This window comes from Pseudomonas sp. AC532 (genome assembly GCF_979258965.1).
In genome coordinates this window covers 447,163-466,799 of record NZ_OZ409888.1, presented here as the reverse complement: position 1 = coordinate 466,799, position 19,637 = coordinate 447,163, and the positions used below count along the sequence as shown (strand labels likewise).

18 protein-coding genes are annotated in these 19,637 nt (G+C 60.8%); 2 read left to right on the top strand and 16 right to left on the bottom strand.

Annotated elements, in window-relative coordinates:
* Positions 1-62: 62 nt before the first annotated feature.
* The 11 genes from nuoF to purB form a co-directional block, all read right to left on the bottom strand.
* On the bottom strand, positions 63-1,424 hold the full coding sequence (gene nuoF, locus ACZ0AV_RS02255; protein WP_499149539.1) for an NADH-quinone oxidoreductase subunit NuoF: 1,362 nt from the start codon (positions 1,422-1,424) through the stop codon (positions 63-65).
* Positions 1,421-1,921, bottom strand: coding sequence for an NADH-quinone oxidoreductase subunit NuoE (gene nuoE / locus ACZ0AV_RS02250; protein ID WP_499149538.1), 501 nt, complete (start codon positions 1,919-1,921; stop codon positions 1,421-1,423). The genes nuoF and nuoE overlap by 4 nt, the downstream gene beginning before the upstream one ends.
* Positions 1,922-1,930: 9 nt before the next feature.
* Positions 1,931-3,712 (bottom strand): NADH-quinone oxidoreductase subunit C/D, encoded by a 1,782-nt coding sequence (nuoC, locus tag ACZ0AV_RS02245; protein ID WP_499149537.1) that lies wholly within the window; start codon positions 3,710-3,712, stop codon positions 1,931-1,933.
* 59 nt (positions 3,713-3,771) lie between these two features.
* Positions 3,772-4,449: a NuoB/complex I 20 kDa subunit family protein gene (locus ACZ0AV_RS02240; protein ID WP_499149536.1), complete on the bottom strand. Its 678-nt coding sequence runs from the start codon at positions 4,447-4,449 to the stop codon at positions 3,772-3,774.
* Between the two features lie 10 nt (positions 4,450-4,459).
* On the bottom strand, positions 4,460-4,873 hold the full coding sequence (locus tag ACZ0AV_RS02235) for an NADH-quinone oxidoreductase subunit A (RefSeq protein WP_499149535.1): 414 nt from the start codon (positions 4,871-4,873) through the stop codon (positions 4,460-4,462).
* 437 nt (positions 4,874-5,310) lie between these two features.
* The gene (locus ACZ0AV_RS02230; RefSeq protein WP_499149534.1) at positions 5,311-6,906 is read right to left on the bottom strand and encodes an isocitrate lyase; all 1,596 of its coding nucleotides are present in this window, start codon (positions 6,904-6,906) and stop codon (positions 5,311-5,313) included.
* Positions 6,907-7,380: 474 nt separating this feature from the next.
* Positions 7,381-8,196 carry a secretin N-terminal domain-containing protein gene (locus ACZ0AV_RS02225; RefSeq protein WP_499149533.1) on the bottom strand — a complete coding sequence of 272 codons (816 nt, stop codon included), beginning with the start codon at positions 8,194-8,196 and terminating at the stop codon, positions 7,381-7,383.
* Positions 8,193-8,822 carry a DUF7931 domain-containing protein gene (locus ACZ0AV_RS02220; protein ID WP_499149532.1) on the bottom strand — a complete coding sequence of 210 codons (630 nt, stop codon included), beginning with the start codon at positions 8,820-8,822 and terminating at the stop codon, positions 8,193-8,195. The genes ACZ0AV_RS02225 and ACZ0AV_RS02220 overlap by 4 nt, the downstream gene beginning before the upstream one ends.
* 39 nt (positions 8,823-8,861) lie before the next feature.
* Complete coding sequence (locus ACZ0AV_RS02215; protein ID WP_499149531.1) at positions 8,862-9,284, bottom strand: GNAT family N-acetyltransferase; 423 nt, start codon at positions 9,282-9,284, stop codon at positions 8,862-8,864.
* Positions 9,277-10,443 (bottom strand): ribosomal protein uL16 3-hydroxylase, encoded by a 1,167-nt coding sequence (locus ACZ0AV_RS02210; protein ID WP_499149530.1) that lies wholly within the window; start codon positions 10,441-10,443, stop codon positions 9,277-9,279. The genes ACZ0AV_RS02215 and ACZ0AV_RS02210 overlap by 8 nt, the downstream gene beginning before the upstream one ends.
* Before the next feature lie 80 nt (positions 10,444-10,523).
* On the bottom strand, positions 10,524-11,894 hold the full coding sequence (purB, locus tag ACZ0AV_RS02205) for an adenylosuccinate lyase (protein WP_499149529.1): 1,371 nt from the start codon (positions 11,892-11,894) through the stop codon (positions 10,524-10,526).
* A 592-nt stretch (positions 11,895-12,486) separates the two neighbouring features.
* On the opposite strand from purB, the gene ACZ0AV_RS02200 reads away from it, so the two are divergent.
* Entirely contained in the window at positions 12,487-13,530 is a 1,044-nt protein-coding gene (locus ACZ0AV_RS02200) for a GGDEF domain-containing protein (RefSeq protein WP_499149528.1), read from the top strand.
* Positions 13,531-13,765: 235 nt separating this feature from the next.
* Here the strand turns inward: ACZ0AV_RS02200 and hflD are convergent, their stop codons facing one another.
* The 5 genes from hflD to cspD all read right to left on the bottom strand — a co-directional run bounded on the left by hflD (position 13,766) and on the right by cspD (position 19,049).
* Positions 13,766-14,386, bottom strand: a complete 621-nt coding sequence (gene hflD, locus ACZ0AV_RS02195; protein ID WP_499149527.1) for a high frequency lysogenization protein HflD — start codon at positions 14,384-14,386, stop codon at positions 13,766-13,768.
* Positions 14,383-15,498 carry a tRNA 2-thiouridine(34) synthase MnmA gene (gene mnmA, locus ACZ0AV_RS02190; protein WP_499149526.1) on the bottom strand — a complete coding sequence of 372 codons (1,116 nt, stop codon included), beginning with the start codon at positions 15,496-15,498 and terminating at the stop codon, positions 14,383-14,385. Before mnmA ends, hflD begins: the two co-directional genes overlap by 4 nt.
* A 79-nt stretch (positions 15,499-15,577) precedes the next feature.
* Positions 15,578-16,024, bottom strand: coding sequence for an NUDIX hydrolase (locus tag ACZ0AV_RS02185; RefSeq protein WP_499149525.1), 447 nt, complete (start codon positions 16,022-16,024; stop codon positions 15,578-15,580).
* Positions 16,025-16,107: 83 nt separating this feature from the next.
* Positions 16,108-18,336: an NADP-dependent isocitrate dehydrogenase gene (locus ACZ0AV_RS02180; RefSeq protein WP_499149524.1), complete on the bottom strand. Its 2,229-nt coding sequence runs from the start codon at positions 18,334-18,336 to the stop codon at positions 16,108-16,110.
* A 443-nt stretch (positions 18,337-18,779) separates the two neighbouring features.
* Positions 18,780-19,049, bottom strand: a complete 270-nt coding sequence (gene cspD / locus ACZ0AV_RS02175; RefSeq protein WP_499149523.1) for a cold shock domain-containing protein CspD — start codon at positions 19,047-19,049, stop codon at positions 18,780-18,782.
* Between the two features lie 223 nt (positions 19,050-19,272).
* Between cspD and clpS the strand changes: the two genes are divergently transcribed.
* Positions 19,273-19,635 carry an ATP-dependent Clp protease adapter ClpS gene (clpS, locus tag ACZ0AV_RS02170; protein WP_499149522.1) on the top strand — a complete coding sequence of 121 codons (363 nt, stop codon included), beginning with the start codon at positions 19,273-19,275 and terminating at the stop codon, positions 19,633-19,635.
* Positions 19,636-19,637: the final 2 nt, after the last annotated feature.

Below are 19,637 nucleotides of genomic sequence, written 5' to 3'. Positions count from 1 at the left end.
GAATTCTTTTGTCGTTACCCGGGCCGGACGGCGCAGCGCGCCCACATGTCCGGCCATCAGGTTCATACCGCGTGGGCCGCCACTGGCGGCGTGATCGCATCGGCGATCACGCCGGCGTCGAACTCTTCGCGGAAATACTTGATCGCACTGCCCAAAGGCTCCACGGCACCTGGCGCGTGAGCGCAGAAGGTCTTGCCGGGGCCAAGGAAATTGACCAGGCCAAGCAGGGTGTCGATGTCCTCGCGGGTGCCTTGCTTGCGTTCCAGGGCGCGCAGAATCTTCACGCTCCACGGCAGGCCATCACGGCACGGCGTACACCAGCCACAGGATTCGCGCGCGAAGAACTCTTCCATGTTGCGCAGCAGCGACACCATGTTCACGGTGTTGTCGATGGCCAGCGCCAGGCCGGTGCCCATGCGGGTGCCGACCTTGGCGATGCCGGCAGCGTACATGGACGCCTCCAGATGCTCGGGAAGCAGGAAGCCGGTGCCGGCGCCGCCGGGCTGCCAAGCCTTGAGCGTGTACCCGTCGCGCATGCCACCGGCGTAGTCTTCGAACAGCTCGCGGGCGCTGATGCCGAAGGGCAGCTCCCAGATACCGGGGTTCTTCACCTTGCCGGAGAAACCCATCAGTTTGGTGCCGTGGTCTTCGCTGCCCTCACGGGCCAGGGATTTGTACCAGTCGACGCCGTTGCCGATGATCGACGGTACGTTGCACAAGGTCTCGACGTTGTTCACACAGGTCGGTTTGCCCCACACGCCCACGGCGGCCGGGAAGGGCGGTTTGGCGCGCGGATTGGCGCGACGGCCTTCCAGGGAGTTGATCAGCGCGGTTTCTTCACCGCAGATGTAACGCCCGGCACCGGTGTGCACGAAAAGCTCGAAATCGAAGCCGCTGCCCAGGATGTTCTTGCCCAGCAAGCCGGCGGCCTTGGCCTCATCGATGGCACGATTGAGATTGGCAGCCGCGTCGACGTATTCACCACGCAGGAAGATATAGCCGCGGTAGGCCTTGAGAGCCCGCGCGCTGATCAGCATGCCTTCCACCAACAGGTGCGGCAGCTGCTCCATCAGCATGCGGTCTTTCCAGGTGTTGGGCTCCATCTCGTCCGCGTTGCAAAGCAGGTAGCGGATGTTCAGGGATTCGTCGTTGGGCATCAGGCCCCACTTCACGCCGGTGGGGAAGCCCGCACCGCCGCGGCCCTTGAGGCCAGAGTCCTTGACGGTCTGCACGATGTCGGCCTGGGCCATTTCCGCCAGGGCCTTGCGCGCTGCGGCGTAGCCGTTCTTCTGCTGGTATTCATCGAGCCACACCGGCTGGGCGTCGTCACGCAGGCGCCAGGTCAGGGGATGAGTCTCCTCGTTTCGGGCGATGCGATTGGCCGGGCCGAAGGAGGTCAGCAGGTTCGAGCTGCGGCTGATCATTGGAAATTCTCCAGCAGTTGCGCCACGCCTTCGGGTTGCACGTCACCGAAGGTCTCGTCGTCGATCATCATCGCCGGCGCCTTGTCGCAGTTGCCCAGGCAACACACCGGCAACAGGGTGAAGCGACCGTCAGCGGTGGTTTGCCCGGGCTCGATGCCGAGCTCGGACTTGATGCTGCCGAGCACGTTTTCATGGCCACCGATGAAGCAGGTCATGCTGTCGCATACGCGGATGATGTGGCGGCCGACGGGCTGGCGGAAAATCTGGCTATAGAAGGTGGCGACACCTTCCACGTCGCTGGCCGGGATACCGAGGATCGCGCCGATGGCGTCGGCGGCGCCGTCCGGCACCCAGCCGCGCTGCTTCTGTACGATTTTCAGCGCTTCGATGCTGGCCGCGCGCGGGTCTTCGTAGTGGTGCATCTCGTGCTCGATGGCCGAGCGTTCGGTGTCGCTGAGGGCGAAACGGTCTGTCTGAATCAGGGCTGCATTGCTCATGAGATATCCTCAGCGGTCCACGTCGGCCATAACGAAGTCGATACTGCCCAGGTACGCGATCAGGTCAGCGACCATGCTGCCGCGGATCACCGAAGGGATCTGCTGCAGGTGCGGGAAACTCGGCGTGCGGATGCGCGTGCGGTAGCTCATGGTGCTGCCGTCGCTGGTCAGGTAGTAGCTGTTGATGCCCTTGGTCGCTTCGATCATCTGGAAGCTTTCGTTGGCCGGCATCACCGGCCCCCAGGAAACCTGCAGGAAGTGGGTGATCAGGGTTTCGATGTGCTGCAGCGTGCGCTCTTTCGGCGGCGGCGTGGTCAGCGGGTGATCCGCCTTGTACGGGCCTTCCGGCATGTTGCGCATGCATTGATCGATGATTTTGATGCTCTGACGCATCTCCTCGACGCGCACCATGCAGCGGTCATAGGCATCGCCATTCACGGCCAGTGGCACTTCGAACTCGAAGTTCTCGTAGCCTGAATAAGGACGAGCCTTGCGCAGGTCGAAATCGCAGCCGGTGGCACGCAGGCCGGCACCGGTGGTACCCCACTCCAGCGCTTCCTGGGTGTTGTACTGGGCGACACCGATGGTCCGCGCCTTGAGGATGCTGTTGCGCAGCGCAGCCTTCTCGTACTCATCCAGACGTTTGGGCAGCCAGTCGACGAACTCCTTGACCAGCTTGTCCCAGCCACGCGGCAGGTCATGGGCGACCCCGCCGATGCGGTACCAGGCCGGATGCAGGCGGAAACCGGTGATGGCTTCGATCACCTTGTAGGCACGCTGGCGGTCGGTGAAGGTGAAGAACACCGGCGTCATGGCGCCAACGTCCTGGATATAGGTGCCCAGGAACAGCAGGTGGCTGGTGATGCGGAAGAACTCGGCCATCATGATGCGGATGGTGTCGACCTTCTGCGGCACCTTGATGCCGGCCAGCTTCTCGACCGAGAGCACATACGGCAGGTTGTTCATCACCCCGCCGAGGTAGTCGATACGGTCGGTGTAGGGAATGAAGCTATGCCAGCTCTGCCGCTCGGCCATCTTCTCGGCGCCGCGGTGGTGGTAACCGATCTCTGGCACGCAGTCGACGATCTCTTCGCCGTCGAGTTGCAGGATGATGCGGAACGCGCCGTGGGCAGAAGGGTGGTTGGGGCCGAGGTTGAGGAACATGTAGTCCTCGTTCTCGCTCTGGCGCTTCATGCCCCAGTCTTCGGGGTTGAAGCGCGCGGCTTCTTCCTCGAGCTGCTGCTTGGCAAGGGTCAGGCTGAACGGGTCGAATTCGGTGGCGCGCGCCGGGTAGTCCTTGCGCAGCGGGTGACCTTCCCAGGTAGGCGGCATCATGATGCGGGTCAGGTGCGGGTGACCGGTGAAATGGATACCGTAGAGGTCCCACACTTCGCGCTCGTACCAGTTGGCGTTCGGCCAGATGCCGGTCACCGATGGCAGGTTGAGGTCGCCCTCACGCAGGGCCACCTTGATCATCACGTCGCTGTTACGTTCCAGCGACATGAGGTGATAGAACACGGTGAAATCGGCGTCCGGCAGGCCGCGGCGCTGGGTGCGCAGCCGCTCATCGACACCGTGCAGGTCATACAGCATGACGTAGGGGCGCGTTGCCTGACGCAGGAAACGCAGCACGTCGACGAGCTTGTCGCGGCCGACCCAGATGACCGGCATGCCGGTGCGGGTGGCCTGCAGCGTGAAGCTGTCGGCGCCAAAACGGGATTGAAGCTCAACGACGACGTCTTGGTCGTCCGCCTTGTAGGGCGCAATGGACACGGTGGTGTCTGCAGTCATGGTCTCGATCGCTATCGGTCAACGGTGAGAGTGAATCCGGCCTTGCTTGAAAGCGGGACTCAGACGTCGTCAGGGGAACGCAGGTTGGTAACCGCAATGCGCTGCGCGCGGCGCTGCTCTTTCTGCGAAGGCATCTCGGCGCGATAAACGCCCTGATCGCCAACGACCCAGGACAGCGGACGGCGCTCCTGACCGATGGACTCCTGCAGCAGCATCAGCCCTTGCAGGAAAGCCTCGGGGCGCGGCGGGCAACCGGGAATGTAGACGTCGACCGGAAGAAACTTGTCGACACCCTGAACGACCGAATAGATGTCGTACATGCCGCCGGAATTGGCGCACGCGCCCATGGAAATGACCCACTTGGGTTCGAGCATCTGCTCGTAGAGACGCTGGATGACGGGGGCCATCTTGATGAAGCAGGTGCCGGCGATGACCATGAAGTCAGCCTGGCGTGGGGATGCCCGAATGACTTCGGCACCGAAGCGCGCAACGTCGTGAGGCGCCGTGAAGGCCGTGGTCATCTCCACGTAGCAGCACGACAGCCCGAAGTTGTACGGCCACAGGGAGTTCTTGCGACCCCAGTTCACCGCACCACTGAGAACATCCGAGAGTTTCCCCATGTAGATGTTCTTGTGCACTTCATCTTCTAGACGCTGATCGGAAACGACCTCCCGATCGCCGATCGGGTACTGCTCGTTGGGAGCGTCCGGATCGATCCGAGTGAGTTTGTATTGCATCGCCAAAGCCTCATTGTTTCAGCTTCGCCTGCCGAGCCTTACGGCCCTCGGGTGCCCAATCAAGCGCACCGATACGCCAAAGGTAGACAAGACCTGCCAACAGAATGTTTATGAAAATGGCTGCTTCGATAAAGCCGGCCCAGCCGCTTTCGCGAACAGAGACGGCCCAGGCGAAGAGAAAGAGGGCTTCGACGTCGAAGATCACGAACAGCATCGCGACCAGATAGAATTTTGCAGACAGGCGCAGACGCGCACTGCCGGTGGGAAGCATGCCCGATTCGAACGGCTCGTTCTTGCTGCGGCCCCATGCCTTGCTGCCAAGCAGGCTGGAGACACCCAGCATGAATGCACAGAGGCCAACGACCCCGAGCAGAAAAACGGCCAACGCCCAATTGTGGGAGAGGGTACTGCTTGCTTCCAACATGCCGAGACTCCTCAGGCAAGGAACGGCTTAACGCACACTATTAAGTTATGGCCAGACAACCCAGGTTGCCTCGCGATCTATTTGCACAATGTTATGCCTGTATTGGGTGTAAGTAAATTTTTCGGTATAGAAAAATTAATTCCCGGCCTTTTAGCGATTCTTGGAAGATCAGGGCGAGCCCTTTTAAATCAGTGACCTAGCTAACGCATTGGATGCTGCGTCGGCCAATCGCGACGTACAGTAGCAACTGCCTGAGCCTTAAATGGGAATAAATAACGTTTGAGAATTAATTCTTTTTCGCGATGACCTGTCGCTTAACTGTCCATTGATGACGCACTTTCTCAGTGCTGATTATTGAATTTTTTCTTCTGATAGTTACAAGCATAAAAAAGCCCCGACATCGCTGTCGGGGCCGAGGTTTAAATTGTCGCCAGCTCTCAGTGGAACTGGTTCATCGTGTTGTCCTTGCCGCCGGCTTTCAGGGCCGCTTCGCCGGCAAAATATTCCTTGTGGTTGTCGCCGATATCCGAGCCGGCCATGTTCTGGTGCTTGACGCAGGCGATGCCCTGGCGGATTTCCTGGCGCTGCACGCCTTTGACGTAGGCGAGCATGCCTTGGTCGGCGAAGTAACCCTTGGCCAGGTTGTCGGTGGACAAAGCAGCTGTGTGGTAGGTCGGCAAGGTGATCAGGTGGTGGAAGATGCCGGCATTTGCCGAGCCATCGCGCTGGAAGGTGCGGATCTTCTCATCGGCTACCTGGGCCAGTTCGGTTTCGTCGTACTCGGCGCTCATCAGCTTGGCGCGGTCGTAGCCGGACACATCCTTGCCTTCGGCAGCGAATGCGTCGAATACCTGTTGGCGGAAACTCAGCGTCCAGTTGAACGAAGGACTGTTGTTGTAGACCAGCTTGGCGTTCGGCACGACCTCACGTACCCGGTCGACCATGGCCTTGATCTGCCCGACGTGCGGCTTCTCGGTTTCGATCCAGATCATGTCGGCGCCGTTCTGCAGCGAGGTGATGCTGTCCAGCACGCAGCGGTCTTCGCCGGTGCCCTTGCGGAACTGGAAGAGGTTGGACGGCAAACGCTTGGGACGCAGCAGCTTGCCTTCGCGGTTTATCACCACATCGCCGTTCTTCAATTGCGACGCGCTGATCTCTTCGCAATCGAGGAACGAGTTGTACTGGTCGCCGAGGTCGCCCGGCTCGTTGGTCACGGCGATCTGCTTGGTCAGCCCGGCGCCCAGGGAGTCGGTTCGCGCGACGATCACGCCATCGTCGACGCCAAGCTCCAGGAAGGCATAACGCACGGCATTGATCTTGGCCAGGAAATCGCTGTGCGGAACCGTGACCTTGCCGTCCTGGTGGCCGCACTGTTTCTCGTCGGACACCTGATTCTCGATCTGGATGCAGCAGGCGCCTGCCTCGATCATCTTCTTGGCCAGCAGATAGGTAGCCTCGGGGTTGCCGAAGCCAGCATCGATATCGGCGATAATCGGTACCACATGGGTTTCGAAATTATCAATCTGCGCCTGGAGGTCGGCCTGCTTGGCTTTGTCACCAGCATCGCGTGCAGCGTCCAGCGCATTGAAAAGCAGATCCAGCTCACGGGCATCGGCCTGGCGCAAGAAGGTGTAAAGCTCTTCTATCAGTGCGGCGACCGCGGTCTTCTCGTGCATGGACTGGTCTGGCAGCGGCCCGAAATCGGAACGCAGTGCAGCGATCATCCAGCCGGACAGGTAGAGGTAGCGCTTGTTGGTGGTCTTCAGATGCTTCTTGATGGAAATCAGCTTCTGCTGGCCGATGAAGCCGTGCCAGCAACCGAGCGACTGGGTATAGACGGAAGAATCGGCGTCGTACTCGGCCATGTCCTTGCGCATGATGGCGGCCGTGTACTTGGCGATGTCCAGCCCGGTCTTGAAGCGATTCTGGGCGCGCATGCGAGCCACGGATTCCGGGTTGATGGCGCTCCAGCTGCTGCCAGCGGCTTCTTTCAGGGCGGCAACGGCTTTAATGTCGTTTTCGTAAGCTGACATGGTCAATCCTTCACGTGTGAGTTTGGTCGAGCGTCGAACGTTGCGCACAGTCCAGGCGCAGGGCTCGGGGTGAGCTCACCGCAGACGTCGAAAAGAGACTGGAAGGAGGGCACTTGGGCCGGGTGGACGAAACGCATCGCCAGGCACGCCCGCCGGGTAGGCGAGAAAGGTGAATATGGGCCCGTGGACGCCCGCTGCACTGTGCTGATCGATACGTGAAACGCTTCCCCGTCCCTCAGGACAACCTCGTTCCAGTCGCCATCTCGTCGAACTGCCTTGTGGGCTTAACAACACGAATCGATCCCTGCGGTAAGCGGGGAAGCGACCCGGAGACTCCGCTTCCGGAGCCCCTGATTAGCGGGAGCGAGGCCATCATGCGACCGGCGAAAATGTTCGTCAATCGTTTTTGTAGTGTTTTTTTTGATCTACTACATAAGTCTTAGATCGACCGTACAGTCACGTTTCACGGGGCTTTCAGTCGATCACGTCAACTTTCACGCGCATGCTCATGTCGGCACGTCCCTCGGTCGAGTAGCGCCGCAATACTCCGTTGCGGTCAGCCTGGCTCTGCTCGCTGCTGCCGCCGATGCTGATCCATTCACCGACCCGGCCACTGACCCGGGTGTCGGCCTGCTGGATGTCGATGACCCCGGGTTGCGCCTGGTTGAGGCGGTCGCGGTTGCTGCTGATGTCCAGGTGCACGACGTCGCCTGCCAGGCTCGCGGTGACGTAGAACCCCTGGGTGACATTGCGGTACTCGGTGTTGTTGTACACCTGGCCGTAGCGGTCGCGGCTGCTGGTGGTGACGGGCACGCTCTGGCCGACCTGGATCAGCGCCGGGTATCCCTCGCTGGTCTGCACCTGCTGCGTGCCGCCACCCCGACTGTCCGTGCTGCGGCGAATGATGCGCGCCTGGTCACGGCCGTCCACCTCGCCACGGCCGATCTCCACACGGGCGCTGCCGGTACTGATGCTGCCATCGACGCCGTAGCCGCGGTCATCGCGGTAGCTCGACTCGCTGGTATCGACACTGATCAGCAGACGCCTTGGCTGGGTGTCGAGCTGGGCGAGCAGGGCACGGATCTCCTCGATTTTGGCCGCTGGCGCGTTGACGATGAGCTGATTTCCGTAGGCGCTGACGCGCCCCTCATTGCCCAGCGCCGACTGCACGACAGGCAGCAAGTCGCCGGCGGTACGATAATTGAGCGGGATGACCTCGGTCGCCGCCACCGCAGACAGACTGAAAGCCAGCAGTGCCGCGCTGAATAAATGCCGTTTCAAAGATTTCATAGGAGGAAATTCCGCAGATCGGGGTCGGTGATACTGGTGTCCCAGGTTTGCTCGAACAGGCGCTGCAACTGCCGCACGCGCCCTGGGTCGCGGTATTTCGCATAGCCGGCGAAACGCTGCGACTGCGGACGTACCAGCATGCCCTGATCATCCGCCAGCAGGAACGCGTCTTCGAGGGCCGGGTAGTCGGGATGACAGCGGCGGATCTGCACCTGGCTGGGCAGCTTGCGTGACAGGGTGAGCAGCCGATGGCCATCACGAACCGCACGGCTGCTGTCGCGCACCAGAATGCGCAGGCGGCTGTTACGGTGGTCCAGCAGCAGGCGCGTACAGGCCTGCTGAATGCTGCTGTGGTGGTAGAGCCAGGGCTCGAGATCGGGACTGTACAGGCACAGGGTGCGGCGCGCCTGTTGCATCAGCGCAAGGGCGTGGGCACGCGCGTGTTCGGGCAGGTCGAAGCGTTGCAGTTCCTGCTCAACGCCCAGCACGAATGGCGCCGGCTCCCAGCTGGCAGGCTCCGGCAATTCGCTCGCGGGGTTGTGCAGGGTAAACCGGCCAGGCGATTCGAACTCGATCAACTCGATCAACTCGAGCTCACCGTCGCCGGGCGTGTGTTCATCGTTCATGCTGACCTCTGTGGCACTGGCGCAGGCCACAGCTGGTCATCAGCTGCTGCGCACCATGTCGACGTGGGGAATGCCTGCTTCCAGGTATTCGTCACTCACTACAGTGAAGCCCAGCTTTTCATAGAACGGCGTTGCCTGCACCTGGGCGCTGAGCATTTGCTGATTCAACCCGCGTTTCTGCGCCTCGGCGATGACCGCCTGCAACAGCGCTTCGCCGACTTTCAGGCCGCGCCAGTCCTTGAGCACCGATACCCGGCCGATCTGCCCGTCGGCCAGCAGGCGGGCCGTACCGATCGGATAGTCGCCTTCGCAGGCGAGGAAATGCACGGCATCGCTGTCTTCGGCGTCCCATTCCAGTTCAGGCGGCACTGCCTGTTCGGCGACGAATACCGTCTCGCGGATGCGTCGCAGTTCATCATAATCCTTGTGCCAGTCGGCAATGCGTACGTGCAGCTCATTCATCGGCGAACTCCAGGCTCCCTTGCTTGGCGAGTTCGAGCAGCAGGATCCGCGCTTCGTCATTGGCCAGCCAGGGGCCGAGGTTCTCCAGGTGCAGGGCGTCCGCCGAGCAGACCATTTTCAATAGCTCACGCAAGCCGGTGGATACCATGCGGCTCTGGCCGCTGGCGAACAACACCAGGTCTTCGCCCACTTCGGACCAGGCCATGCGCGCGCTGGGGTTGCGGATCATCACCGCGCCGTCTTCCAGCTGGTCAAGGAAACCGTCCTCGTCGATTTCAAGGCCAGCAATCAGCTCCGGGTAACGTGGCTCGGTCATGAACTGGCCGAACCAGGTCATCAGCAAGCGCTCATCGCTCATGTGCTCGGCCAGCAGTGCTTTCAGGCGGTCCAGGGCATCGCGCTGGATTTCTGTCGGGTCGCTGACGGGGGCGGTGCCGGCGTCGCTGTAGCGCGTTTCGTCGGGCAGGAACTGGCCAAGAAAATCGGTGAAATGGGTCAGTACTTCAGCGGCGCTAGGGGCGCGGAAACCCACGGAATAAGTCATGCAGTCGTCCTCGGCGGTGCCACAGTGGGCCAGGAGCGGCGGCAGGTAAAGCATGTCGCCGGGCTCGAGCACCCATTCTTCAGTTTGATCGAATTGAGCCAGGATCTTCATGTCCAGATCCGGCAGCAGGGGGCTTTGCGCGTCGCACATCTGGCCAATCTGCCAGCGGCGCCGGCCATGACCCTGCAGGAGAAATACGTCGTAGTTGTCGTAATGCGGGCCAACACCGCCGCCCGGTGCGGCAAAGCTGACCATCACGTCATCAATGCGCCACTTGGGCAGAAACTTGAATTGCTCCAGCAGCTCGGCCACTTCCGGCACGAACTGGTCGACGGCCTGTACCAACAACGACCATTCGCGTTCGGGCAGCTGCGAAAAAGCGTCTTCGGCAAATGGCCCGCGGCGCACTTCCCAGGGCGTTTCACCGTGTTCGAGCACCAGGCGCGACTCGACCTCTTCCTCGAGGGCAAGGCCGGCCAGCTCGTCCGGGGTGATCGGGCTCTCGAAGCCCGGGATCGCCTGGCGCACCAGCAAGGGCTTCTTCTGCCAGTAATCACGCAGGAACTCGCGTGCGCTCAGGCCACCCAGCAGCTGAAGAGGAGCATCAGGATTCATCTGTAAGTCCTTGATATTTATATAGCCGTATAAAAAGAAACGCCCGGCTTCAGCCGGGCGTCCTTGAGACTGAATCGAGCTTAGATGCGTTTGGCCTGAGCCACCGCATTGCCGATGTAGTTGGCCGGCGTGAGCTGCTTCAGCTCTTCCTTGGCGTGCTGCGGCATATCCAGCCCTTCGATGAAGGCCAGCAGCGCTTCAGGGGTGATGCCCTTGCCACGCGTCAGCTCCTTGAGCTTCTCGTAGGGGTTCTCGATGGCGTAGCGCCGCATGACGGTCTGGATCGGCTCGGCGAGCACTTCCCAGCAGGCATTCAGGTCTTCAGAAATTCGTTGAGCATTGAGCTCCAACTTACTGATTCCTTTGAGGCTCGCCTCGTAAGCAATCACGCTGTGAGCGAAGCCGACACCGAGGTTACGCAGCACGGTGGAGTCGGTCAGGTCGCGCTGCCAGCGGGAAATCGGCAGCTTGCTGGCCAGGTGTTGGAACAGCGCGTTGGCGATACCCAGGTTGCCTTCGGAGTTTTCGAAGTCGATCGGGTTGACCTTGTGCGGCATGGTCGACGAGCCGATCTCGCCTGCCACGGTCTTCTGCTTGAAGTAGCCCAGGGAGATGTAGCCCCAGACATCGCGATCGAAGTCGATGAGGATGGTGTTGAATCGGGCAATGGCGTCAAACAGCTCGGCAATGTAATCGTGGGGTTCGATCTGCGTGGTATAGGGGTTCCACTGCAGGCCCAGGTCGCCTTCGATGAACTGGCGGGCATTGGCTTCCCAGTCGATTTGCGGGTACGCGGACAGGTGAGCGTTGTAGTTGCCCACCGCGCCATTGATCTTGCCCAGCAGCGGCACGGCGGCGATCTGTACGATCTGCCGCTCGAGGCGGTAAACGACGTTGGCCAGCTCTTTGCCCAGGGTAGTGGGCGAGGCCGGCTGGCCATGGGTGCGCGACAGCATCGGCACGTCAGCGAACTTCACCGACAGCTCGCGGATGGCGGTGGCGACCTGGCGCATCAGCGGCAGCAGTACAGTGTCACGGCCTTCGCGCAGCATCAGGGCGTGGGACAGGTTGTTGATGTCCTCGCTGGTGCAGGCGAAATGAATGAATTCGCTGACCGCGTCCAACTCCGGCAACTTGGCGGCCTGCTCCTTGAGCAAGTACTCCACGGCCTTGACGTCGTGGTTGGTGGTGCGCTCGATTTCCTTGACGCGCTCGGCGTGCTCGACGGCGAAATTTTCCGCCAGCTCGTTGAGCAGGGCATTGGCTTCGGCAGAGAAGGGCGCCACTTCGCTGACACCTTCATGGGCGGCAAGACGCTGCAGCCAGCGGACTTCGACCTGGACGCGGAAACGGATCAGGCCGTATTCACTGAAAATCGGGCGCAGGGCGCTGGTTTTGCCGGCATAGCGGCCATCTACGGGCGAAACCGCGGTGAGCGAGGAAAGCTGCATGGGAGGCGTTCTCGGACAATCGGGCGTTGAAAAGGGGGCATATCATACACGAATTGGCATTTTTTTTATAAGGAATTGGTTCATAAGGGTATTTTATGTTTTACCGGTCGCAAGCCATCGATACTCAGGTGCACTCGCTTTAGCGATTTACCCAGCAGAGCATTCAAAACCGTCTCGACTGCGGCTACAGGGGCGCAGCGTGCTCCGGTCTGCCGGCTGCATAGCGATAAGGTCGTGAGCCCCAACTCGGCGCAAAAACCAACACGCCACGGGCAACGCTGTGGTGCAAGAGAACCGTCGGGCACGCGCAGGGCTGACAGCGTAGGAGCACCACTTGATTAATGCCTGAGAGCTCATCACAGCCCGGAACCACTGCGCGGAGCTGCATAACGACTCAATGAGCACGCGCAGACAACCGGCCCGATGCACCTCAGGCAACCAGTGCGGCAACGTAGCCATCGCCGCAAAGCTGGCGCTTTAATGGCATACTGAGGTTGTGGAGAACGCTCGTCACTTCAAACGCTAAAGCGTTCGGCGTGACGAGCCGCTAGCAAAAGCAGTAGGTGCAGCCCGCCCTCCACCAAGGATGACCATGCAGAGATTGACTTTCGCAAATGAAATGCCTCTGGACCAAATCTGGCGTTTTTTGAAACTGCCCAACCTGGGGATTGAGGTGCTCGTCATCGTCACCTGGCTGGGCGGCGCGTTCTTGAATCCTGGCTATGACAGCGCGCTGCCCTGGCCGGAGCTGCTCATGCTGACCGGCATGGTGGCCTGTTGCGCGGGGACTCTCTGGGCCCGAGGTTTTGCAACCTGGCGGCTGGCGCTGATTGCATTCTATTTTTTCGACATCATCGCGTTCCGGCTGCAGATAGAAGCCATTGGCGAGCGTGGCGCCATCTGGGCGCTGCTGGTGGCGCTGATTATTAATTTTGGTACGGCGATCCTGCTTGCGCGGCTGCTGGATTATCTGATGGTGGTCGCTTTCAGTTGGCTGGTGCTGTGCTACGGCATGGTGCCTATCCTGATTGCGCCAGACATGATGCCGCTGTATTACCTGTTGGTTTCCGGGGTGATCTGCGGGGGCGCCGCCATCAACTTCACCTTCATGCGCTTGCTGACCAATGTGCTGCAACTCAAGGAGCATTACCGGATACAGGCAGAGACCGATTCCTTGACCGGCATCGCCAATCGTCGGGTCCTGCTAAGCGAGCTGCAACGGGCCTGTGCGCAACCCGACCCGCGGGGCGCCTGGTTCGTCATGTTGGACATCGACAATTTCAAGCGCATAAATGACGAGTTTGGCCATGATCGCGGCGATGAGGTACTCAAGAGCCTGGCCGAACAGTTCCGCTGCTGCTGCCAACTCAACCACTACGGGCGCCTGGGCGGCGAAGAGTTCGGCATCGTGTTCAATGGCTGTACCCGGCATGAGGTAGTGGACGCCCTGAAATGCCTGTTCGAGGGTACGCATCGGGCCGCCTTGGCGTTTTCCTTCAGTGCCGGACTGGCGCGCATGGGCGTGGATTTCACCGCTTCGGAGACCCTGATCCATGCAGACCAGCAGCTTTATCTTGCCAAACGGGCCGGTAAAAGCTGCCTGTTCGCCGACAACTCCCTGCTCTATAAAAGCTGAGTCAATTGGCTGCAGCCCAGCCCCGGCCACTCGCCTGGCACCAGGGAGGCGAGGCCCTCGCAAGAACTAGGTGCACGGCCAGTTCCTCCCTACGCGCCCCGCGACCAAAGGTCAGAAAAACCTCTGCGCATGACTAACAGGATGTCGCATTTTCCACATACTGAACCCGTTGCCCCGGCAGCAACAGGCGACGAATAACGGATCAGGCATTACCCGTCGATGTTGCTCCGGGCGCTCAGCTGCGCAGCATCGGATAGAGCTCTTTCAGCAGCTTGCGGCGGCTGAACACCAGTTGCCAGCGATGCCCGCCCAACTGACGCCACAAACGGCCGGAACGGATACCGGCAAGCAGCAGCGCACGGATCTTCGATGCGTTGGCGGGCTGCTGCAGGAAGCGGCTGTCCCCCTGCACCTGAATGCGCTGCTTGAAGGTGCTGATGGTGTCCTGGTAAAGCGCACCGCACGAGGAAATCACGTTCTCGTGACCAATGCCGAAATGCTCGGCCTGGCTCTGGATCTGATCGAGGCGGCTGCCCATCAGTTGCAGCAGGTCACCACGCTTGTCGAGCTGTCGTTCCAGACCCAGCAGGGCGAGGGCATAGCGCAGCGGTTCGCGCTGCAGGCTGGCGGGGTCGCGCTCCAGCGCACTGACCAGAGCGCGATAACCTTCACGCAGATTGAGATCGTCGCCGCCGAAAACATCCAGTGTGCTCACGGCGTCGCGCACCAAAAGGCTGCGGATCAGGCACGTCACTTCGCTTTCGGCGGCTTGCCCGGTTTTGGCAATCTTGTCGACCATCACCGCGGCCTGGAACACCGCACCCAGGGCAATCAGTTGCTCTTGAATCGGACTCATCGCGGTGCACCCTCGCTCCAGGGCTCGGCGCTTTCGATCACGCCACCGCCAAGACAGATATCGCCATCGTAGAACACCACGGATTGGCCGGGCGTGACTGCGCGCTGTGGTTGATCAAAGATCGCGCGGTAGCCAACTCCGCTGCGCTCCAGCGTGCAGGTCTGGTCGGCCTGGCGGTAGCGCACCTTGGCGGTCAGCTGGCGTGGCGCCTCCAACTCGACCGGGTTTACCCAGTAGATCTGCGAGGCATGCAGCGCGCGCGAGAACAGCCAGGGGTGCTCGTTGCCCTGGCCGACGATGAGCACGTTGCGCGTCAGGTCCTTGTGCAACACGTACCAGGGCTCGTCACTGGCGTCCTTGAGGCCGCCGATGCCCAGCCCCTGGCGTTGACCGATGGTGTGGTACATCAGGCCATGATGGCGGCCGATGCTCTCGCCATCGGTGGTTTCGATATCCCCCGGCTGGGCCGGCAGGTACTGCTTGAGGAAATCGCTGAAGCGCCGCTCACCGATGAAGCAGATGCCGGTCGAGTCCTTTTTCTTGGCGGTGGCCAGCTGGTGCCTCTCGGCAATCGCACGCACCTGGGGCTTTTCCAGCTCACCGACCGGGAACAGGGTCTTGGCGATCTGTTCGCCACCCACGGCGTGCAGGAAGTAGCTCTGGTCCTTGTTGGGGTCGAGCCCCTTGAGCAGCTCGCTGCGCCCTTCGAGATCGCGGCGGCGCACGTAATGGCCGGTGGCGATCAGGTCTGCGCCAAGCATCAGGGCGTAGTCCAGGAACGCCTTGAACTTGATTTCCCGGTTGCACAGTATGTCAGGGTTCGGCGTGCGCCCGGCCTTGTACTCGGCCAGGAAATGCTCGAACACGTTGTCCCAGTACTCGGCTGCGAAGTTGGCGGTGTGCAGCTTGATGCCGATGCGCTCGCACACGGCCTGGGCATCTGCCAGGTCGTCCATGGCGGTGCAATATTCGGTGCCGTCGTCTTCGTCCCAGTTCTTCATGAACAGGCCTTCGACCTGGTAGCCCTGTTCGAGCAACAGCAGGGCCGAGACGGAGGAGTCGACGCCGCCGGACATGCCGACGATAACGCGCTGAGTGGCTGGATCTTGCATGGTCGGTATCAATACAGGCTTCAAAGGGCGTGATTCTATCAGGATGCGCAGGACGTTTCAGGCCAACGCGCGAGCGCCGTTACATCGGCTCATGAACCAGGCTGAGGGGGAAGCGGGCACCCGCCAGGTAATCGTCCAGGCAGCGCAGCACCAGCATGCTGCGCAAGCGCTCGGCCTCGGCTTTCAGCTGTTCGGGGGTCAGCCAGCGGATGCCGCTGATGTCGCTGTCCAGCGCCCGCTCCGGATGGTGCTTGAGCAGCCTGGCGGTAAAACAGATGCGCTGGTAGGTCACACCGTTGCTTGGCGCGGTGTATAGATAAATACCGGTCACGCCGGTGAGCTCGACGTCGCAGCCGGTCTCCTCCAGGGTTTCCCTCACCGCCGCCTGCTGCAGGCTTTCGCGGGGCTCAAGGTGGCCGGCGGGCTGGTTGAGCACCAGGCGACCGCCCTTGAGTTCTTCGACGAACAGAAAGCGCCCCTCGTGCTCGACGATGGTGGCGACGGTGACATGTGCATGCCAGTCCATGCTGACTCCTTTTCAGGTACTGAAAACGACAACCCCGGCACGGGGCCGGGGTTGTCGATGCTACACCTGCATCAATGCATTGCTCAGGCCAGGGAGGCCAGGGCTGCGTTGAGGGTTTCGCTCGGGCGCATGACTTTTTCGGTCAGGGCCTTGTCCGGCGCGTAGTAGCCGCCGATCTGTGCCGGTTTGCCCTGTACAGCGTTCAGTTCGGCAACGATCTTGGCTTCGCTGTCGCTCAGTGCCTTGGCCAGCGGCGCGAACTGCGCCTGCAGCGCAGCGTCTTCGGTCTGTGCGGCCAGGGCCTGGGCCCAGTACAGCGCCAGGTAGAAGTGGCTGCCACGGTTGTCGATACCGCCCACCTTGCGTGCCGGGGATTTGTCATTGTCCAGGAACTGACCAGTAGCCTCGTCCAGAGTCTTGCTCAACACCAGTGCCTTCGGGTTGCTGTAGGTGTTGCCCAGGTGCTCCAGGGAAGCTGCCAGCGCCAGGAATTCGCCCAGCGAATCCCAGCGCAGGAAGTTCTCCTCGACCAGTTGCTGAACGTGCTTGGGCGCGGAGCCGCCAGCGCCGGTTTCGAACAGGCCGCCGCCGCTCATCAGCGGGACGATCGACAGCATCTTGGCGCTGGTGCCCAGCTCCATGATCGGGAACAGGTCGGTCAGGTAATCACGCAGAACGTTGCCGGTCACCGAGATGGTGTCCTTGCCGTCGCGGATGCGCGCCAGGGAGAACTTGATGGCCTCGACCGGCGACAGTACGCGAATGTCCAGGCCGCTGGTGTCGTGGTCCTTAAGGTACTTTTCGACCTTCTTGATCATTTCGGCGTCGTGGGCGCGCGCCGGGTCCAGCCAGAACACCGCCGGGGTGTCGCTCAGGCGGGCACGGTTGACGGCCAGCTTGACCCAGTCCTGGATCGGCGCGTCCTTGGTCTGGCACATGCGGAAGATGTCGCCTTCTTCCACCTGCTGCTCCATCAATACCTTGCCGCTGGCATCGCTGACGCGCACCACACCATTGGCCTGGATCTGGAAGGTCTTGTCGTGGGAGCCGTACTCTTCGGCTTTCTGCGCCATGAGGCCGACGTTCGGCACACTGCCCATGGTGGTCGGGTTGAAGGCGCCATTGGCCTTGCAGTCTTCGATCACCGCCTGGTAGATGCTCGCGTAGCAGCGATCCGGAATCACCGCCTTGGCGTCCTGCAGCTCGCCTGCGGTGTTCCACATCTTGCCCGAATCGCGAATCATCGCGGGCATCGAAGCATCGACGATCACGTCGCTGGGCACGTGCAGGTTGGTGATGCCCTTGTCGGAGTTGACCATGGCCAGGGCCGGGCGCTCGGCATAGACGGCCTTGATGTCGGCTTCGATCTCGGCCTGTTTGTCAGCCGGCAGCTTCTTGATGCTGGAGTACAGGTCGCCGATACCGTTGTTCAGGTTGAAACCGGCTTCCTGCAGGGCAGCAGCGTGCTTGTCCAGAGCCGACTTGTAGAACTCGGCAACGATCTGGCCAAAGATGATCGGGTCGGAGACCTTCATCATGGTGGCTTTCAGGTGAACGGAGAACAGCACGCCTTGTTTCTTGGCGTCTTCGATTTCGGCCGCGATGAAGCTGCGCAGCGCCTTCTTGCTCAGTACCGAGCAATCCAGGAGTTCGTCAGCCAGCACGGCGGTTTTTTCTTTCAGCACGGTGCTGTTGCCATCAGCGCCGATCAGCTCGATCTTGACGCTGCCTTTGGCATCGATCAGGACGGCCTTTTCGCTGCCATAGAAGTCGCCGCTAGCCATGTGCGCCACGTGGGACTTGGAGTCTGCCGTCCAGGCGCCCATCTTGTGCGGGTGCTTGCGGGCATAGTTCTTGACCGACAGCGGTGCGCGCCGATCAGAGTTGCCTTCGCGCAGAACCGGGTTCACGGCGCTGCCCTTGACCTTGTCATAGCGGCTGCGGATGTCGCGGGCTTCGTCGCTGTCGCCAGTGTCCGGGTAGTCGGGCAGGGCGTAGCCCTGGGCCTGCAGTTCCTTGATCGCGGCCTTGAGCTGCGGCACGGAAGCGCTGATGTTCGGCAGTTTGATGATATTGGCTTCTGGCGTGGTAGCCAGTGCGCCCAGCTCTGCCAGGTGATCACCCTGTTTTTGAGCATCGCTCAGAAACTCGGGGAACAGGGCCAGGATACGGCCGGCCAGCGAAATGTCGCGGGTTTCCACGGCGATATCGGAGGAGGCGGTAAAGGCTTTGACGATGGGGAGCAGGGAGTAGGTCGCGAGCGCGGGGGCTTCGTCGGTGAGGGTGTAGATAATCTTCGAGCGTGTGGTCATATTTGATTTAACTCTCTTTTTGCTGAACTTGCACAAGGCACTGATCCGGGTGAGGTGGCTTCTGGCCACAGCGCGGCATCAATGATGTGAATTCGAAGTTCCATCCCGATGATGTTGGGTGCCGCAATCGACCGATGGGCAGGCAATTCGCCTCAACAAGGTCGGCACGACAGGTGCTGGAAGCCGTACTCCAGGCGAATGCGCCTCAATGACTACTCAGTCAGCGCCCGAGTATATCAAACCCGCGGACGATGGCAGTGGCCAAGTTGCATGCGCCGCTACTGTCGTGCAACGAGTCGAGCGGCGCGCCGGTATCAGGCGCCTCTCGGTCACGACGGCCTATCTTTGAACGCTCAGCTCACAGGGACTGAGCCCAGGGCGAGCCAGGAATAAAAAAGCCGGTCTTGCGACCGGCTTCTTTTGGGTAGGCAGTGACGAACGGATCAGACCTCGACCGGCTCCCCGCGCACTCTGCTGGTGGCGGTGGTGGTGGCAACCTCGGACGCCGCCTGGGCAGCGCTGATGTTCACGGCGTGGAGGCCTTTGGGGCCTTGAATAATATCGAAGCTCACGGCTTGCCCAGCCTTCAGCGTTTTATACCCGTCCATCTGGATGGCTGAATAATGGGCGAACAGGTCCTCATCTCTGCCATCGGCCAGAATGAATCCGTAACCTTTGGCGTTGTTGAACCACTTGACCTTACCACTTAGCATGCTGATATCCCTCTGCAAGGAACCCCATTGCTGGAGTATCATCCACATTAGATCCCGCGCTCATGAGACTGCTCTCACCTGCGCAAGCCCTTTGACCCCGTAGGGGTATCCATTGGTTGTAACACCCTTTTGCCTATAGTCAAGGCAACGCACGAAGCAGCGATAAACGGGTCATATTCTCTGCTATCGGTTTCCATTCACTCACGAACCTTTTAAATCCAGCATGCATGCAAGTAGCCAGATTCGACTAACATTCAATCAGGATCGACCCGCACCGCATGAGGACGACTCGTCGGGAGTTGCCGTCGAGGAATCCAAGCCGGCATTGCAGGCGCCTCCGCTCTATAAGGTGGTCTTGTTCAATGATGACTACACCCCCATGGATTTCGTGGTCGAGATACTTGAGACCTTCTTCAACCTCAATCGCGAGGTGGCGACCAGGATCATGTTGACCGTGCACACCGAAGGTCGCGCCGTCTGCGGTCTCTACACCCGCGACATTGCCGAGACCAAGGCTACACAGGTCAATCAGTACGCGCGGGAAAGCCAGCATCCATTACTCTGTGAAATCGAGAAGGACGGTTAACG

Excerpts from the sequence above, each read along its gene's own strand:
- nuoF (WP_499149539.1), bottom strand. The coding sequence starts at position 1,424 with ATGATCAGCCGCAGCTCGAACCTGCTGACCTCCTTCGGCCCGGCCAAT.
- nuoE (WP_499149538.1), bottom strand. The coding sequence starts at position 1,921 with ATGAGCAATGCAGCCCTGATTCAGACAGACCGTTTCGCCCTCAGCGAC.
- nuoC (WP_499149537.1), bottom strand. The coding sequence starts at position 3,712 with ATGACTGCAGACACCACCGTGTCCATTGCGCCCTACAAGGCGGACGAC.
- ACZ0AV_RS02240 (WP_499149536.1), bottom strand. The coding sequence starts at position 4,449 with ATGCAATACAAACTCACTCGGATCGATCCGGACGCTCCCAACGAGCAG.
- ACZ0AV_RS02235 (WP_499149535.1), bottom strand. The coding sequence starts at position 4,873 with ATGTTGGAAGCAAGCAGTACCCTCTCCCACAATTGGGCGTTGGCCGTT.
- ACZ0AV_RS02230 (WP_499149534.1), bottom strand. The coding sequence starts at position 6,906 with ATGTCAGCTTACGAAAACGACATTAAAGCCGTTGCCGCCCTGAAAGAA.
- ACZ0AV_RS02225 (WP_499149533.1), bottom strand. The coding sequence starts at position 8,196 with ATGAAATCTTTGAAACGGCATTTATTCAGCGCGGCACTGCTGGCTTTC.
- ACZ0AV_RS02220 (WP_499149532.1), bottom strand. The coding sequence starts at position 8,822 with ATGAACGATGAACACACGCCCGGCGACGGTGAGCTCGAGTTGATCGAG.
- ACZ0AV_RS02215 (WP_499149531.1), bottom strand. The coding sequence starts at position 9,284 with ATGAATGAGCTGCACGTACGCATTGCCGACTGGCACAAGGATTATGAT.
- ACZ0AV_RS02210 (WP_499149530.1), bottom strand. The coding sequence starts at position 10,443 with ATGAATCCTGATGCTCCTCTTCAGCTGCTGGGTGGCCTGAGCGCACGC.
- purB (WP_499149529.1), bottom strand. The coding sequence starts at position 11,894 with ATGCAGCTTTCCTCGCTCACCGCGGTTTCGCCCGTAGATGGCCGCTAT.
- ACZ0AV_RS02200 (WP_499149528.1), top strand. The coding sequence starts at position 12,487 with ATGCAGAGATTGACTTTCGCAAATGAAATGCCTCTGGACCAAATCTGG.
- hflD (WP_499149527.1), bottom strand. The coding sequence starts at position 14,386 with ATGAGTCCGATTCAAGAGCAACTGATTGCCCTGGGTGCGGTGTTCCAG.
- mnmA (WP_499149526.1), bottom strand. The coding sequence starts at position 15,498 with ATGCAAGATCCAGCCACTCAGCGCGTTATCGTCGGCATGTCCGGCGGC.
- ACZ0AV_RS02185 (WP_499149525.1), bottom strand. The coding sequence starts at position 16,024 with ATGGACTGGCATGCACATGTCACCGTCGCCACCATCGTCGAGCACGAG.
- ACZ0AV_RS02180 (WP_499149524.1), bottom strand. The coding sequence starts at position 18,336 with ATGACCACACGCTCGAAGATTATCTACACCCTCACCGACGAAGCCCCC.
- cspD (WP_499149523.1), bottom strand. The coding sequence starts at position 19,049 with ATGCTAAGTGGTAAGGTCAAGTGGTTCAACAACGCCAAAGGTTACGGA.
- clpS (WP_499149522.1), top strand. The coding sequence starts at position 19,273 with ATGCATGCAAGTAGCCAGATTCGACTAACATTCAATCAGGATCGACCC.